Source organism: Streptomyces sp. NBC_01549, from assembly GCF_026339955.1.
Lineage (GTDB): Bacteria > Actinomycetota > Actinomycetes > Streptomycetales > Streptomycetaceae > Streptomyces.
In genome coordinates, this window is sequence record NZ_JAPEPW010000001.1 from 7,563,429 (window position 1) to 7,578,877 (window position 15,449).

At 69.0% G+C, this 15,449-nt stretch carries 12 protein-coding genes; 6 read left to right on the plus strand and 6 right to left on the minus strand.

Annotated features, from left to right (window positions below; all coding sequences use genetic code 11):
* Nucleotides 1-62: 62 nt before the first annotated feature.
* On the minus strand, nucleotides 63-536 hold the full coding sequence (locus OG819_RS33955; protein WP_266638492.1) for a hypothetical protein: 474 nt from the start codon (nucleotides 534-536) through the stop codon (nucleotides 63-65).
* Nucleotides 537-620: 84 nt separating this feature from the next.
* Nucleotides 621-1,196, minus strand: coding sequence for an ATP-binding protein (locus OG819_RS33960; protein WP_266638491.1), 576 nt, complete (start codon nucleotides 1,194-1,196; stop codon nucleotides 621-623).
* Nucleotides 1,197-1,398: 202 nt separating this feature from the next.
* Between OG819_RS33960 and OG819_RS33965 the strand changes: the two genes are divergently transcribed.
* Both OG819_RS33965 and OG819_RS33970 read left to right on the plus strand, forming a co-directional pair.
* A complete protein-coding gene (locus OG819_RS33965) occupies nucleotides 1,399-1,629 on the plus strand; it encodes a DUF397 domain-containing protein (RefSeq protein ID WP_266418929.1) in 231 nt (76 codons plus the stop codon).
* Between the two features lie 98 nt (nucleotides 1,630-1,727).
* Nucleotides 1,728-2,648 carry a helix-turn-helix transcriptional regulator gene (locus OG819_RS33970; RefSeq protein WP_266418931.1) on the plus strand — a complete coding sequence of 307 codons (921 nt, stop codon included), beginning with the start codon at nucleotides 1,728-1,730 and terminating at the stop codon, nucleotides 2,646-2,648.
* Nucleotides 2,649-2,750: 102 nt separating this feature from the next.
* Here OG819_RS33970 and OG819_RS33975 read toward each other — a convergent pair whose 3' ends face one another.
* Nucleotides 2,751-3,569 (minus strand): SAM-dependent methyltransferase, encoded by an 819-nt coding sequence (locus OG819_RS33975; RefSeq protein WP_266652442.1) that lies wholly within the window; start codon nucleotides 3,567-3,569, stop codon nucleotides 2,751-2,753.
* Between the two features lie 232 nt (nucleotides 3,570-3,801).
* On the opposite strand from OG819_RS33975, the gene pgm reads away from it, so the two are divergent.
* A complete protein-coding gene (pgm, locus tag OG819_RS33980) occupies nucleotides 3,802-5,442 on the plus strand; it encodes a phosphoglucomutase (alpha-D-glucose-1,6-bisphosphate-dependent) (protein WP_266638488.1) in 1,641 nt (546 codons plus the stop codon).
* 137 nt (nucleotides 5,443-5,579) lie between these two features.
* Here the strand turns inward: pgm and OG819_RS33985 are convergent, their stop codons facing one another.
* From OG819_RS33985 to OG819_RS33995, 3 genes are all read right to left on the minus strand, one after another.
* Complete coding sequence (locus OG819_RS33985) at nucleotides 5,580-9,320, minus strand: S8 family serine peptidase (RefSeq protein WP_266638487.1); 3,741 nt, start codon at nucleotides 9,318-9,320, stop codon at nucleotides 5,580-5,582.
* Between the two features lie 426 nt (nucleotides 9,321-9,746).
* Nucleotides 9,747-10,952: an NAD(P)/FAD-dependent oxidoreductase gene (locus tag OG819_RS33990; protein ID WP_266652444.1), complete on the minus strand. Its 1,206-nt coding sequence runs from the start codon at nucleotides 10,950-10,952 to the stop codon at nucleotides 9,747-9,749.
* 173 nt (nucleotides 10,953-11,125) lie between these two features.
* On the minus strand, nucleotides 11,126-11,743 hold the full coding sequence (locus OG819_RS33995) for a TetR/AcrR family transcriptional regulator (RefSeq protein ID WP_266652446.1): 618 nt from the start codon (nucleotides 11,741-11,743) through the stop codon (nucleotides 11,126-11,128).
* Between the two features lie 95 nt (nucleotides 11,744-11,838).
* Here OG819_RS33995 and OG819_RS34000 point away from each other — a divergent pair, with 95 nt between their 5' ends.
* From OG819_RS34000 to OG819_RS34010, 3 genes are all read left to right on the plus strand, one after another.
* The gene (locus OG819_RS34000) at nucleotides 11,839-12,879 is read left to right on the plus strand and encodes an NAD(P)-dependent alcohol dehydrogenase (RefSeq protein ID WP_266652448.1); all 1,041 of its coding nucleotides are present in this window, start codon (nucleotides 11,839-11,841) and stop codon (nucleotides 12,877-12,879) included.
* 44 nt (nucleotides 12,880-12,923) lie between these two features.
* The gene (locus OG819_RS34005) at nucleotides 12,924-13,160 is read left to right on the plus strand and encodes a hypothetical protein (RefSeq protein WP_266638483.1); all 237 of its coding nucleotides are present in this window, start codon (nucleotides 12,924-12,926) and stop codon (nucleotides 13,158-13,160) included.
* Nucleotides 13,161-13,352: 192 nt separating this feature from the next.
* Nucleotides 13,353-15,443, plus strand: coding sequence for a SpoIIE family protein phosphatase (locus OG819_RS34010; RefSeq protein WP_266638482.1), 2,091 nt, complete (start codon nucleotides 13,353-13,355; stop codon nucleotides 15,441-15,443).
* Nucleotides 15,444-15,449: the final 6 nt, after the last annotated feature.

Here is a 15,449-nt window from a genome sequence, read left to right on the forward strand (position 1 = left end):
GGCTGTCCCGGGCGGCGCGAGGAGCCGCTAGACTCCCCAAGTCCTCGGTATTGAGCGGCGAGTCAGTCGGCGAGTGCGGAGGCCAGTTCCTCGGCCGCTTGTACGAGTTCCTTGTCAGGTTCGCCGAGCAGGCCCTGGATGGTCCCGCGGTGGGCGCGTACGGCTCGGCGGGCTTCGCGTTCCCACTCCACGTAGTTCTCGCGGCGATTGAGCAGCTTGGGGTAGGCGATGGCCGTGTTTTCCCACTGCCGGGCGTCGGCGATGTTCTTCAGCAGCTGAAGGATTTGCACACGGCAGGGGACTTGAGGGAGCTGGGCGAGTTCGCACAGGAAGGGGACCGTGGCCGCGGTGGCCTGGTCCACGACGAAGCCGTACTGGCAGATGCGTTGTCGGAGACGCACGAGCGCGGCGACCGCGGTGGCCTCGTCACCTGAGGTGATCGTGGCGAGCAGGAGGGGGATGCCCGTGGCGGACCCCGTGGAATCCTGGAGCTCGCGCCAGGGGACGTGTCTCAGGTTCTTCAGGATTGTCTCCATGTCCGCTCCCACGAGAGGCGTTGCGTGAGTGATGCCGTGCGCCGGGATGGCCTGCCGATGCAGCGCGTGTCATGGCGGCCCCTGTCAGGGCGGTGATGTCGACCGGGAAGGGGGAGTCGGCAGCATGGCCCAGACGGTCTTGCCCGCACGGGAGCGAGTCCAGCCCCAGTGCTCCGACAGCGCTTCGACGATGCGCAGGCCGCGTCCGTGGACTTCCAGCGGGGCGTCCGTGCGGGGGTAGACGGGCGGGCCGTCGTACTGATCGGTGACGGCGCACACGAGATGGGCGCGTCGAAGAGTCAGATTCAGCCGCACGCCGCTCTGCCCGTCGGGGGAGTTCGGTGCCGCGTGCAGCACCGCGTTGGTGGCCAGTTCGTTGACGACGAGGACGGCGTCGTCACTGCGCTGGTCGAACGCCCAGTGGTCAAGGGTGCGGCGGGTGAAGGCGCGTGCTTGGGCGAGTCCCTGGCGAGTGTCGGTGATGCACAGGCTGGCGGTTCTGGGTGAGGTCCGCGCGGGCTCGCTCGTCCCGGGCTGCCCCTGACCCGAGATGGAGGAGCGCGTTCCTTCCAGGAGCGATCCGGCCGGAGCGGTTCGGCCCGACGATGGCGCAGCCTTGCCGCTTGCAAAGCCTGGTGCTTGGCGTGCAGGTAACGACACGACATCTCCCTGATGCGACGTCAGGCCCGGTGCGCCAACGGTGCGGTTGACGCCCCAGCTATTATCCATCCCGACAGCGCCCGTCGTGCAATTTCACGGGAAATTGCACGGGCGGTGGCTGGGTCAGGGCCGTACGGGTTCGGTCCGACCCGGTGGGCGGCCGACCTGTACACCGTGGTGGAACGTGAGCAAGGAGAGTGCGGTGCCGTCAGTGCGAAACGGAATGCGGGCCAGTTCACTGGACGTCCGCTGGGTGAAGAGCCGGCACAGTAACGCCGAGGGCAACTGCGTCGAGGTGGCATCCCTGGCCGAGGGGGGTGTAGCGCTGCGTAACTCGCGCGACCCCGACGGGCCCGCTCTCATCTACACATCGGCTGAAGTGGCAGCTTTCCTGGCCGGGGCGAAGGAGGGGGAGTTCGATCATCTGGTGTGAAGCGGAATCGACCGATTCCACTTCTGCCGGCGCGTGCGACAGAAGACCGCGGGATGCGAGGATGGACTCCGTCGTCTGCCGTTCTACAGGGAGTCAGGATGTCCGTCGAGTCACCTCGTGTCTCCCGCCTGGAACCGTATCTGAAGCGGACCGAGCCCGCTCCGACCTTGCTGAAGATGCTGGTCGGTGTCCAGCTTGCGGGCATTCGCGAAGACGCCGGCCTCGCGCAGGAACAGGCAGCTCGGGCCATCGGGTTCAGCCCGGCGAAGCTGTCGCGCATCGAGGCCGGAAAGGGCCGGCGGCCGCCCACGGAAGGGGACGTCCGCGCGCTGCTGGAGCTCTACGAAACCGGCGACCACGAGGCGTCGGTTCTGCTCCAGCTGCTGCAGCGGGCCGGTGAGCCGGGGTGGTGGCAGCGCTACGACAAGCGGTTGATGCCCGAGTGGTTCGATCGGCTGGTGGGGCTGCAGGAGGCCGCTGCCGCCATCCGCACCTTCGAGATCCAGTACGTCCCCGGTCTGCTGCAGACTCCGGCCTACACCAGAGCGGTTGTGGAACGCGGCCTGCCGACGGCTCCGGCCGGTGAGGTGCAGCGTCGTGTCGATTTGCGCATGCGCCGACGTGAACTGCTGCATCGCGAGGACGGCCCTCAACTGTGGGCGATCATCGACGAGTCGGTCCTGTTGCGCGTGCTGGGCAGCCGTGAGGTGATGCGTGAGCAGCTCGAGTACCTCCTGGAGATGGCTCAGCGTCCCCAGGTGACGCTGCAGATTGTGCCCTTGGACGTGACGAACGCGTCCGCGCCCGCCATCCCGATCACGTACTTGCGCTTCGGCGGCCTCGATCTCCCCGACATCGTCTACCTGGAGCACATCAGGAGCGCCAACTTCCTGGAGGACCGGGACGAGACCGAGGAGTACCGACTGGCTCTGGACCGTCTGGGAGACGAAGCCCTCACCCCGCGCGAGTCGCTGACGCTGTTGCAGGAGACGACCGCAGGGCGCTATTCCGCCTCTTGACCGCCTCCGGCTCCACCGTCCGAAGCCCGGTGGAGCCGACGTGACGTGCCTCTCGAGTGGCCGTCCCGCTGCATCAGCGCAAAGGGACAACCCTCATCGGTCTCATCGGATGCGGCCGACGCCGCCGAACTCGACCCATTCCTGGGTGAGCTGACGGGGCGCGACCTCGCTGTCGGGCCGCCAGGTGGATACCTCCGCCAGGCCAGGCTCCAGGACGTCGAGGTCCTCGAACCACTCCGCCACGTCCTTCTCCTGACGGACCCTGCCCCAATGCCCCTGGGTCGCCTGATCCATGAAATCGGTGACGAACTCCCGGACCTTCGCGTCCTCGCTGACCAGCTGACACATCACCATGCAGCTGCCGGGCACGAGCTGTTCAGCCACCCGGCGGGCCACTGCGGGCGGACCGTCGCTCTCCCCATCCGGAATGCAGTGGAAGACCGAGTTGAACAGCACGGCCACCGGCTGTGAGAAGTCGATCAGGCGCTGGGTGTCCGGGTGGGAGAAGATCTTCTCCGTGTCGCGCAGGTCCGCATGGATCACCGTGGTGCGGTCGTTCTGGTCCAGTAGAGCCCTGCCGTGCACCAGCACCATCGGATCGTTGTCGACGTACACCACGCGCGAGGAGGGATCAACGCGTTGCGCGACCTGGTGGACGTTGTCCTGGGTGGGCAGACCGGACCCGTGGTCGAGGAACTGCCTGATTCCGTACTCGGCCGCCAACGTCCCGACGACCCGCTGCAGGAAGCGCCGGTTGTTCAGCGCCAAGGCGCGTGTGCTGGGTACGACCTTGTCCAGCTCGGCGCAGGCTGCCCGATCGGCCGCGTAGTTGTCCTTGCCGCCCAGATAGTGGTCGTACATGCGAGCGGCCGTGGGTACGGTGGCGTCGATCTTCGTGGACAACTGCTTTCCAGCCTGCATCGTTCCCCCAGCTCCAAGCGGCTTCTACTGGCTTGGCTTGACAGACAATACATCCTAGGCAATGGGCAATTGGGGATACCAGCCTGTTGACCAAGGATCTCCGGGACAGCATCCGCGGGACCCGCTGGCCCGGCGCGTCTCCAGTCATCGCCGTGGCACCGTGCGGCTGCGCCGCCCGGTGAGGAAACATGGGACCGCAAGTGATGAAAAACCGAGGTGGAGGTGCGGGTACATGCAGCACGAACGAGCGGGCACTCCGGCCGGTCCCGAGGACCTCGTCGACGTGGCCCGGTTGGTCACAGCGTATTACGCGCTGCACCCCGACCCGGCGGAACCCGGCCAGCGCGTGGCCTTCGGTACGTCCGGACATCGCGGGTCGTCACTGGCGACGGCGTTCAACGAGGACCACATCGCCGCGACGAGTCAGGCCATCTGCGAGTACCGCGAGGGCCAGGGCATCGACGGTCCCCTCTTCCTGGGCGCCGACACCCATGCGCTGTCGGAGCCCGCGAAGGTCACCGCACTGGAGGTATTCGCGGCCAACGATGTGTCGGTGCTCCTCGACAGCGCGGACGGCTACACGCCCACTCCGGCGGTCTCGCACGCCATTCTCGCCCACAACCGCGGACGGTCCTCGGGCCTCGCGGACGGGGTCGTGGTCACCCCCTCCCACAATCCGCCCGCCGACGGTGGCTTCAAGTACAACCCGCCGAACGGCGGCCCGGCGGGCTCCGAGGCGACCTCGTGGATCCAGGACCGGGCCAACGAACTCATCGAGGGCGGCCTCAAGGGCGTACGGCGCATTCCTTACACGAGAGCGCTGGCTGCCCCCGGCACCGGCCGCTACGACTTCCTTGGCACCTACGTGGCCGACCTGCCGCACGTGCTGGACCTGGACGCGATCCGCGCGGCCGGTGTGCAGATCGGCGCGGATCCCCTGGGCGGGGCATCGGTCGCCTACTGGGGGCGCATCGCCGAAGAGCACGCGCTCGACCTGACCGTGGTCAACCCGCTCACCGACCCCACCTGGCGATTCATGACGCTGGACTGGGACGGCAAGATCCGTATGGACTGTTCGTCGCCCTACGCCATGGCCTCGCTCATCGAGCAGCGCGACCGCTTCCGCATCGCCACGGGCAACGACGCCGACGCGGACCGCCACGGGATCGTCACACCGGACGCCGGGCTCATGAACCCCAACCACTACCTCAGCGCCGCCATCTCCTACCTGTACTCCCACCGGGAACAGTGGCCCGCGGACACGGGGATCGGCAAGACGCTGGTGTCGTCCGGGATGATCGACAGGGTCGCCGCCGACCTGGGCCGTCAACTGGTCGAAGTCCCCGTGGGGTTCAAGTGGTTCGTGGACGGTCTGGTCAGCGGCTCGATCGGGTTCGGCGGGGAGGAGTCGGCCGGCGCGTCCTTCCTGCGCCGCGACGGTTCGGTGTGGACCACCGACAAGGACGGCATTATCCTGGCCCTGCTCGCCTCCGAGATCACGGCGGTGACCGGGAAGACCCCCTCCGAGCACTACACCGCGCTGACCGGGCGTTTCGGTGCCCCCGCGTACGAGCGCATCGACGCCCCGGCTTCCCGTGAGGAGAAGGCCCTCCTCGCGAAGCTCTCGCCCGCGCAGGTGAGCACGGACACCCTTGCCGGAGAAGCGGTCACCGCGGTGCTCACCCATGCTCCGGGCAATGGCGCGCCGATCGGCGGCATCAAGGTGACCACCGCCAACGCCTGGTTCGCGGCCCGTCCGTCGGGTACCGAGGACGTCTACAAGATCTACGCCGAGTCGTTCCTCGGAGCCGATCATCTGCGGCAGGTACAGGAGGAGGCGAAGTCCGTGGTCTCGGCGGCATTGAGCGGCTGACACCGCGCGTGTGACCTGACTGGATCCGGACAAGGGCTGTTCCTGTGAACAGCCCTTGTCCGTTGCGCGATTCGCCTCTTCGCCGGTGAGGCCGCGAGCTGTGGTCCCGCCCGGCGAGGTTGCTGGGTCAGGTGACGTCAGCGCAGGCCGAAGGCCCGGGTGATCGTCTGCGAGACGGTGTCGTTGTCACTGTCCCGGGCGGTGACGCGGAGGCTGACGAAGCCGGCCGTTCTCGGCGCGCGCAGGGCCGTCCGCCATCCGGCGCCGTTGTGGCGCAGGTCCGGCCGCTGCCAGGTCGCCCCGTCGTCGTACGAAACCTCGAGGGAGACCTTCCCGATGGCAGCCGTCGTGCCCTCCATGGGGGAAGCGGTCACCGTCAGGTCGGCGTGCCGGTCAGCCCGACCCGCCGCGTCGGTGTCCACCCCGTAGTCGAGCTGGATCAGAGGCAGGGGCGTGGCCTCGTCGGTGGCGGCGGAGGTGAAGTTCCACTCGGTCAGCGTGTGTGTCGAGTACGGGTTGGTCCAGTTGCCACGGCTGTTGTCGACCACCAGGCGGTAGGGCAGCCGCTCCGGCGCGAGGCCGGCGACCAGCAGCTTCTCGGCGTTGCTCCAGTCGAGTTCCTGATCGCCCTGGTAGAGCGTCTCCCGGTCATTGACGTCGAAGTTGGCGTAGGCGTCGCCGACATGGCCCGCGCCGGAGTCGCCCCAGCCGGGCGCCGGGACCAGCATCGTGTCCAGGTAGCGTCCTGGCTGGTTGCCGCCCGACACACTCATCCGGGGGCGCTGGATCGGCCCGAACCAGCTGACCTTGCTGGTCGTCCCGGCCGGGTAGTGCAGGACGTCCATCGACAACTGACCGGTCTCGCCGTAGATACCGGCCGCGTCCAGCCAGTCGGAGTCCCCTGCGACCCAGTCCGTCCGATGCCCTTGGGTGGGCGCGGGGAGCGGTACCCAGACGTCGTCCCAGTCCGCGGACATGGTCTTGAGGAACTCGTACGCCTGGCCCTCCCGCCGGTAGTTACGGAACGAGACGTCCACGCGTGCGAGGTCGCTCGGCTTCACCGTCCAGGTCGGATCCGCCGGGACACCGCCCGCCCAGTGGTGCACCAGGTCGTAGACGTAGTCGGTGGTGGGGTGCGAGGTGACCGTCAGCTCGACCCTGCTCCGCTGGAGCGCGTCGATCAGGGGACCGCCCTGGTCGGCGCCGAGCGTCGCCACCGTCAGCGCGGGCGGGTGCAGGGTGCTCCCGGTGATGTTGTCCCAGGGGCTCAGCCGGCCGTCTCCGTCGTTGACGACCAGGAGCACCCGTGCGCCCGCTGCCGCGGCGGCTGCCGCCTGCTCCTTGATCCCCACGGAGTCGCTTCGCCGTACCACCGCGATCTTGCCGTGGACGTCGTGCCGGGCGAGGTCTTCGGCCGTCCCTTCGCCCGCGAAGACCGCCGTCAGCTTCCGCGTGCCGGCCGGCAACGGCGTCGCCGCGCGCTCGACCAGCAGGTCCTTGTAGGTCTTCGTCTTCGTGCCCAGGGTCAGGGCCGGCTGCTCAAGGCGGAAGCGGGCACCGAACGCGAACCCGGCTGCCTTCCCGGCGGTCGGGAGCGCCCAGACGCTGTCGTACGCCTCGAAACCGTAGTCCCTATCACCGGGAAGCATCGTGCAGGTGGAGGTCGAACTGTCGGAGAACTCCTGGCGGACGTCCAGCCGCGATATGACCGCGGTGGCCTCCTTCGGCACGTTCACCTTGACCTGACGAACCTTGCGGGCGTCGAGGGTGACGGTGCGGTCCCGGTCCAATTGGAGACCGGCGAAGCTGAGCAGTGCCATCCCCAGGGAATGGGGCCCCTTGGCCCCCTGCACCGTGGCGATGAGCCATCCGCTGTAGGTACGTGTGGGCAGCCGCAGCGTGCCGGTGCCCGACGCGTCGAGTTCGACCGTCGTCATGAGGCGTTCCGCGGTGACGGTGACCATGCCGGTGAGCGGCTTGCCCGATCGGTCCTTCGCGACGATGGTCAGGCCGTACTTCGGCCCCTCCCTCTCGGCGCCGATCAGAGTCCGGGTCCGTACCACTCCGGTGCCGTCCGTGCCGGTGATCACGCCGCTGATCGCCTGGTCGGCCGGCAGTCGTTCCACGTCCGTGGTCAGGGTCACCGAGGTGGTGCCGTGCGCGGGAACGGTGACCTTGGCGGCGGAGAGGGTGAACGAGCCCGCCGGGGCACGGGAGTCGACGGCCAGGTCGAGGCTGAGCGGAGCGTCGCCGACGTTGGTGTACGTCACCTTCTGGGCGTCGGTCTCTCCCGGCTTCTGGGGCCATGAGTGGAAGCCGGAGGATGCGCCGGCGGTCGCGAAGACCGAAGCGTGCACTGCCGCGTTGGCGTCCACCCGGCCGGCGCCCGCCTGGTACGGGGTGTACGACGGCGTGGCCTTGGCGCTGCTGACCAGTGCCTCCTTCAACTGCTCGCCGGTCCAGTCGGGGTGGACGGAGGCCAGCAGCGCGGCGGCGCCGGCGACATGCGGTGTCGCCATCGACGTGCCGCTCATCGTGGTGTAGTAGCCCGAGCCGCTCGAACTGTCCTGGGAGCGGGCCGCGATGATGTTCACGCCTGGCGCCGTGATTTCGGGCTTCAGCCCGGCGTCGACGTTGCGCGGGCCCTGGCTGGAGAAGCCGGCGAGCTTGTCGGCGGAGTCGACGGCCCCGACGGTCAGCGCGGAGTCCGCGGCACCGGGACTGTTGATGGTCTGCGTACTGCCGCCGTTGCCGGCGGCGACGACGAACAACGCGCCGGTCTCGGCGCTGAGTTGGTCGACGGCCGTACTCAGCGGATCGTGGGGGTCCCCGTTGCCGCCTCCCAGGCTCATGCTGATGATCCTGGCCTGCTGATCCCGGGCGGCCCATTCCATGCCGGCGATGATCCAGGACTGCTGTCCCTGGCCCCTCGGGTCCAGCACCTTGCCGATCTCCAGGCGGGCGCCGGGCGCGACACCCCGCTCCTTGCCGTCGGAGGCGCTGCCGGTTCCGGCGATCGTCGACGCGACGTGGGTGCCGTGGCCCACGAAGTCGGTGATGGTCTGGTCGGCCGGGACGAAGCTTGCGCTGGCGTCGACCTGCCCCGCGAGGTCGGGGTGCGCGGCGTCGACACCGGTGTCGAGGACCGCGACCTTGACACCCTTGCCGGTGTCCCCCTGCGACCAGACCTGCGGCGCGCCGATCTGGGCGGTCGAGTCGGCGAGGTCGGCCTTCACCTTGCCGTCCAGCCAGACCTTGGCGACGCCGCCCGCGAGGGCCGGGGTCGCCGATCGCGCCGCCGCCGAGGTGGAACCGCCGGTGAGCGCGGACCAGAACGCCGGAGCCTGCTTGCGGTCCTCCGCGACGGCCGCGCCCTGGACGCTGTCCAGCCGGTGCACGACCGTCGAGCCGGCCACCCTCGGCTGGGTCCGGGACTTGGCGGCGGCGTCGGTGTAGCGGACGATGAGCGGCAACCGGGCGGCGTGGTCGTCGTCGTAGCCGTCGGCGATCAGCTTCGTCACGTTGAACAGTTGTTTGTCCAGCGTCCCCGCGGTGACATACGGCAGGGCCGCATCGGGGTAGACGTACGTCGAACCGTCCACGACCGAGCGGTGGAAGGCCGCGGCCGTTCCGTCCGGGCTTGTGAAGGACCGGACTTCGGCGCCGTCCGATGCGGTGCCGATCGTGACCTTGTCGCCGGTGATGAGGGTGACGGTGTGCGCGCCACCGCTCGTCAGCGGCTGGTGCGCGGCGTCCTTGACCTGCGACGGACCGGCCGAGTCCGCGGGCGACGCGGTGGCGGGTAGAACGCCCATCGCCAGGGCGACGACCGCGGCAAGCGCGATCGGGCCTGGTCTGGGAACGGGAGTGAAACGCAAAGAGACCCCTCAGGAGAAGTGAAATTGGTAGATCATCCGGAGTATGGGGTCGCTGTCGAGCGAGAACACTGGACCGCTGTTGTCGCTGATGTGACATGCCGCAATTGCGCCATGGTCACGTGAGCGGCAGCTGGAGTCAGGCCCGGCGCCCGACCAGGCTCCGCATCCCGCGAACTCGCCCCGACGGGCGGAAGCCCTACAGGTGTCGTCGGTGACCCGACCTGCGCCATCTGGTGAGGGCGGCTGGTGGGTGACAGAAGGCCGCACAGCGAAGTGAGACCCCTGGTGGACGCCGTCCCATGGCAGTCACCAAGGCGTTCGTGATCGTCGACGGCAACGGCCTGGTGGTGGTCTCCAGAAGCTGTCGGGCGCGGTCGCGTTACCGCGCGGACCTCGTCTCCCCGCAGGCCGGACCCGGCGGCTCCGTCAACCGGTGTCCCGACCGCCGCGCGCTGCTGCCGCCGAACTGTCTTCGCCCGTGGTCGAGATGTCGAAGTCCCAGTCCAGGTGCTGGATGAGGTCGCTGTCCCCGGGGCGGGGAGCGGGCGTTCTCCGGTCGGTGCGTGAAGGTGAGTGGAGGCCGCGGGAGATCTTGCCGCTCATCGTGATGTTGTACTCCACACGCGGGCGGCGGAGGGCCTCGTAGAGGGAGAGCGCGGACTCGGTGTCGGGCGCGTCCCGCAGCGACTTCGCGAGTACGACAGCGTCCTCCAGCGCCATCGAGGCTCCTTGCCCGGTCGCGGGGGAGGCCGCGTGGGCAGCGTCGCCAATGATCAGAGTCCGTCCGTGGCGCCATGGTGTGCCGGTCGGTACCTCAGTCGCATTGGTGACCATGATGCGGTCGGTGGTGGCCGCGACCACGTCCGCGGCGGGAGTGGCGTCCCCGCGCAGCAACGGCACGAGCAGCCCACGCCAGTGGCCGGGCGTGCCGTGCGTGATGTCGTCGGCGGACAGGGGGGCACCGGCCAGACGCACGAACCAGAACGTCTCTCCGCCGGGCGACATCGCACAGCCGAAGGCTGCCGCGCCGCCCCTCACCATCATGAAACGCCCGGTCTCCGCGACCAGGGGTGCCTCACTGGCGCAGCCGTAGAAGACGCTCTCACCCGCGAAGCAGGGCTGCGTCTCAGGGGCGATCGATTCGCGAACGGTGGAGTTCAGCCCGTCGGCGCCGATCAGCAGGTCACCGGTCGCGGTGGAGCCGTCGGTGAAACGTGCGGTGACTCCGTGCGGACCGTCCTCGACGGAGGCGAGCCGGGCGCCGCGCCGGAGGCCGATGCCGCGGCGCGTGGCCTCTGCCTGCAGGGCGGCGTTGAACTCGCCACGGCGCAGGCATCGGTACGTGAGAAGCGGGTCGTGGGCCTCTCCGAGCGGCATCTGTGCCACCTCGGTACCCGCTGCGTCGAGCACGCTCATGGAACGAAGCGGGAAGCCGACCTCGGTGACCGCGGCGGAGGCGTCGATCTGGGCGAGGGCGCGCATGCCGTTGCTCGCGAGCGTGAGGAAGGCACCGATGTCCTCGGCCGACTCGGGGTGCGCCTCGTACACGGTGACGTCGAAACCGGCCTTGTGCAGGGCCAAGGCCGTCGCCGTACCGGCGATACCGCCTCCGATGACAAGAATCTCCGTCATGTCGTATCCCCTGGCACCCGTTCGGTTCGCGCGCGTTGCACCTGTGCAGTGTCGAACGCGTGGGGAACTGGGGTGAGTTCCCGGGCAGTCCCTCGAACTCCTCTACGGGGAACGGGTGTTCATGGCGGGAAGCGGGCGTGAGGCGGGACCGGCGGTGTGCCGCACCGTGGAGATCAGCCGGGGCCGATGTCCTGGCTCCCGTTTCGGTAGGCTGCCATGGCGCGGTGGACGCTCTCGCGGAGCAGGGTCCGACGCTGCTCGTGCACTTCGGGGGGCTCCTCGGCGGTTGCCGCGTAGACGTTGCTGACCGGTGACCAGGCCATGGACATGGCGATGACCATGGCCATCACGTCGAACGGGTCTCCCGGGCGGACCAGGCCGGCGGCCTGGGCTTCGGCGATGGCCCGCAGCTTTCGGTCGTCGAGGCGGTCGGGGTCGTCCACCAAGTGTCCGGTCGAACGGCGTTCCAGACGTGCCCAGGTGGCCAGCCGGATCAGGTCCGGGCGGCGGAGGTACTCGTCGTAGAGGCGTACGGCCCAGTCCGCAAGGTCGGTGGCATCGATCGGCACGACGTTCACGATGCGCTCCAGCGAGCCGAAGAAGATGGCGTCGAAGAGCCCTTCCTTGTTTCCGAAGTAGGCGTAGAGCTGCGCCTTGTTCGTGCGTGCGGCGGCCGCGATCCGCTCAATACGCGCTCCGGCGATCCCGTGCTCGGCGAACTCGCGGGTCGCCACATCGAGGATTCGCTGGTATGTCGCCGCTCCGCGTGAGCTCAGGGGCCGGTCTGTCATGTCCGTAGGCTACCAAACAGAACAGTTGGTTTGCCTGACGGGGCGGGTGTGTCTATTTTTGGATAGACCGAACAGTCTGTTTAAGGAGCTGTACCGTGCGGACAACAACTGGCTGGCAGGCGGACGGCCCGACGGCGACGCTGCGACGGACACCGATAAAGCGGCGCGACCTGCGCGCGGACGACCTCGCGATCCGGGTGGACTACTGCGGTGTCTGCCACACCGATCTGCACGCCGTCCGCGGCCACGACGCTGAAGGGAGTCACCTGGTGCCGGGGCACGAGTTCACGGGCGTGGTGGCCGAGACAGGGTCTGCCGTCACAGGCTTCTCCGTCGGTGACCCCGTGGCGGTCGGCAACATCGTCGATTCGTGCGGGGAGTGTTCCATGTGCCGGGCCGGCCAGGAGAACTTCTGCCATGCCTTCCCGACCCTGACTTACGGCGGTGTCGACCGGCGCGACGGATCTACCACCTTGGGGGGCTACTCCCGCGAGTACGTCGTCCGCGAACGGTTCGCCTACCGGCTTCCCACCGGTCTGGATCCGGCCGCTGCCGCGCCTCTGCTCCGCGCCGGGATCACCGTCTGGGAACCCCTGCACACCCTGGGCGTGGGGCCTGGCAGTCGCGTCGCCGTGGCGGGACTGGGGGGTCTGGGACATCTCGCGGTCAAGATCGCCGTGGCGCTCGGTGCCGACACCTCGGTCATCAGCCGCTCACCCGACAAGGCCGAGGACGCTCGTCGGCTCGGCGCCCACGGTCTCATTGTCTCCACGGACCCGGAACGGATGGCCGACGCCCGTGACCGGTTCGACGTCGTCATCGACACCATCTCCGCCCCGCATGATCTGGGCCCCTATCTCCGCCTGGTGGCCATGGACGGGACGCTCAGTAACCTCGGGCACCTCGGACCCGTCACGGTGGAGACCATCGACCTGCTCGTGGGACGCAAGAAGCTCAGCTCCGCGGGCAGCGGCGGCAGGCCCGCGACCGTCGCCATGCTGGATTTCTGCGCCGAGCACGGCATCACCGCGGACATCGAGCTCCTCCCCTCGGCGCGCGTGAACGAGGCCCTCGACCGCCTGGGACGCAACGACGTCCGCTACCGCTTCGTACTCGACATGTCCGACCTGGACTGAGCCGTCACGTCGCGGGCACCTCGTCCGGTTGTCGCGATCGGATCGTGCTGCGGCTCGGCGCGGCTGTCCACCGCGCGGTGGTCCGGGTGAACGAGGTGTGGGTCGCCGAACGCGAGAGCGGCCGCACCTCGTTCGAGGCCGACATCACCGGAGTCGTGGAGCCCGGAGGCGTCGCCGTGATCCATCGCGCGGCGTTCTCGGTCCGGCGCCGGCGCAAGGACCTGTCACCCGTACGCTCCGGCACCGATCACGCGGTGCGACGGCGGGGGTGTGCGGGGTGAGGGCTCTCCTTTCCGCTGCGGCCGTTTTGATCATCAATGTCGGGGCCGTGCAGGCCGTGTCGTGCGGTCCGGGTGTGTAGTCCGGCGGTCGTGGGGGACCATGGAAGGCGACGCGCCTGTGGAGACAGGCAGGCCGCGCTCCAGGTCGGCGTCTGGCCCCGCGTGCCGCCGGCCGCGGAAGGAGTGCCTGTGATGAGCGAAGCCGAATGGCATCCGTCCGGCATCGACTGGGCTCGCCCCCGCCGGGACCGCGAGTCGTTGCAGCCGAGCGGGCTGATGGACCTTCTCGGCGTCGCGGCGACACTGTTGGACGCGGACGGGCGGATCGTCCTGTGGAGTCCCCAGGCAGAGGAACTGTACGGGTACACCGCGGAGGAGGCGCTCGGGCAGTACGCCGCACTGCTCCTGGTCCGTGAAGAGGACTGGGACTGGGTGATCAAGAAGTTCGCCGAGGTCATGGAGACCGGCCAGAGCTGGGGCGGCACGTTTCCCATCCGCTGCAAGGACGGCAGCACACGGCTGGTGGAGCTGCGCAACATGCGGCTGCTGGATGACCGCGGCGACTTCTACGCCCTGGGGCTCGGCACCGACTCACCCACACTTCGCGAGGTGGAACGGGATGTCGCCCTGTCCACCCGACTGGTCTCCCAGTCCCCGTTCGGGCTGGCGATCCTTGACACCGACCTCAGGTACCTGGCCGTCAACCCCGCACTGGAGCGGATGCATGGCGTCCCCGCGAAAGAGCACCTTGGCCGCCATTACCGCGAGATCATGAGCGCCGACAAGTTCGATGGGATCGAGGCCGCGATGAGGCGGGTCCTCGAGACCGGGGTGCCCCTGCTCGACGAGTCCACCGTCGTCGGCTTCACCCCGGCCGATCCGGAACAACGCCACGCGTGGTCGATCTCGGTCTACCGGCTGGAGGACACCCAGGGCCGTGTTCTCGGGGTGGCCGAACTGGTGGTGGACGTCAGTGAGCGCTACAGGTCGGCCATGGAGGCCACCGAGACCCGGCGGCGTCTGGCCCTGATCGCCGACGGCTCCGCTCGCATCGGCACCACCCTGGAAGTCGAGGAGACAGCCCGGGAGCTGGCCGAAGTGACCGTTCCCGAGTTCGCCGACATGGTCGCCGTCGACGTCCTCGACTCCGTCCTCGACGAGCACTGCCCTGCCTCCGACAAAGGCCCCGCTCTCTTCCGGGCCCTCGCGGTGAAGGCCGCCTACCCCACCGAAGCCGTCCGGGCCGCCGATCCGCCCGGGAACACCACCTCCTATGCAGCCGATCGCGTGGCCACCCGATGTGTGCGCACCGGCCGCCCCATCCTGATCCCCCACGCCGACGGCAAAGACCTGACGCGTATCGCCGGCGACGACCGCGCCGCCACGCTGCTGGCCCGGGCCGGGGTGCACTCCTACATGGCCGTCCCGCTGACCGCACGCGGCACCGTCCTGGGCTTCCTGGGTCTCTCCCGTGCTCGTGATCCGCGGCCCTTCGACGAGGACGACCTCTCCATCGCCACCGAGCTGGCATTCCGCGCCGCGGTGTGCATCGACAACGCCCGCACGCACCAGAGCGTGCGCACCGCCGCCGAGACCCTGCAGCGCAGCCTGCTCCCCGACCACCCGTCGAGCCTTCCCGGCCTGCAGGTCGCCTCCCGGTACGTCCCGGCACAGGCCGCCTACGAGATCGGCGGCGACTGGTACGACGTCCTCCCGCTCGGCGGCGACAAGACCGCCCTGGTCGTGGGCGACGTCATGGGCAGCGGCATCGACGCCGCCGCGGCCATGGGGCGCCTGCGTACCGCCACGGCCGCCTTCGCCAGCCTCGATCTGGAGCCCGCCCGGGTTCTGGAGCAGCTCGACTCGATCACCTCCGGGCTGGAGCAGTACATCGCCACGTGCCTCTACGCCGCCTACGATCCCCACCGCGGGGAGTGCCTCATCGCCAACGCCGGCCACCTGCCTCCTGTCCTCATGCGCTGCGGCGAGCGACCCCGGCTGCTCGACCTGCCGGCCGGTATCCCGCTCGGAGTCGGCGGTGTCCCGTTCGAAGCGACCGCCGTCGAATTCGGTCCGGGAGACGGGCTGGTCCTGTACACGGACGGTCTGGTCGAAACCCGCCATCACCCCATCGACGAACGCCTCGCGGTCCTTGTGCACGCCCTCGACGTCGCCGAATGCCCGTTGGAGGAAACGTGCGACCGGCTGCTTGAGGGCCTGCGGCATCCGCATGACCGCGACGACGTCGCTCTGCTGATAGCCCGCGCGGTACGTGAGCAGTGACGACAT

Bases quoted from the DNA above. Each gene is read 5' to 3' on its own strand.
- OG819_RS33955 (WP_266638492.1), bottom strand. From the start codon at position 536: ATGGAGACAATCCTGAAGAACCTGAGACACGTCCCCTGGCGCGAGCTC.
- OG819_RS33970 (WP_266418931.1), top strand. From the start codon at position 1,728: ATGTCCGTCGAGTCACCTCGTGTCTCCCGCCTGGAACCGTATCTGAAG.
- OG819_RS33975 (WP_266652442.1), bottom strand. From the start codon at position 3,569: ATGCAGGCTGGAAAGCAGTTGTCCACGAAGATCGACGCCACCGTACCC.
- pgm (WP_266638488.1), top strand. From the start codon at position 3,802: ATGCAGCACGAACGAGCGGGCACTCCGGCCGGTCCCGAGGACCTCGTC.
- OG819_RS33990 (WP_266652444.1), bottom strand. From the start codon at position 10,952: ATGACGGAGATTCTTGTCATCGGAGGCGGTATCGCCGGTACGGCGACG.
- OG819_RS33995 (WP_266652446.1), bottom strand. From the start codon at position 11,743: ATGACAGACCGGCCCCTGAGCTCACGCGGAGCGGCGACATACCAGCGA.
- OG819_RS34010 (WP_266638482.1), top strand. From the start codon at position 13,353: ATGAGCGAAGCCGAATGGCATCCGTCCGGCATCGACTGGGCTCGCCCC.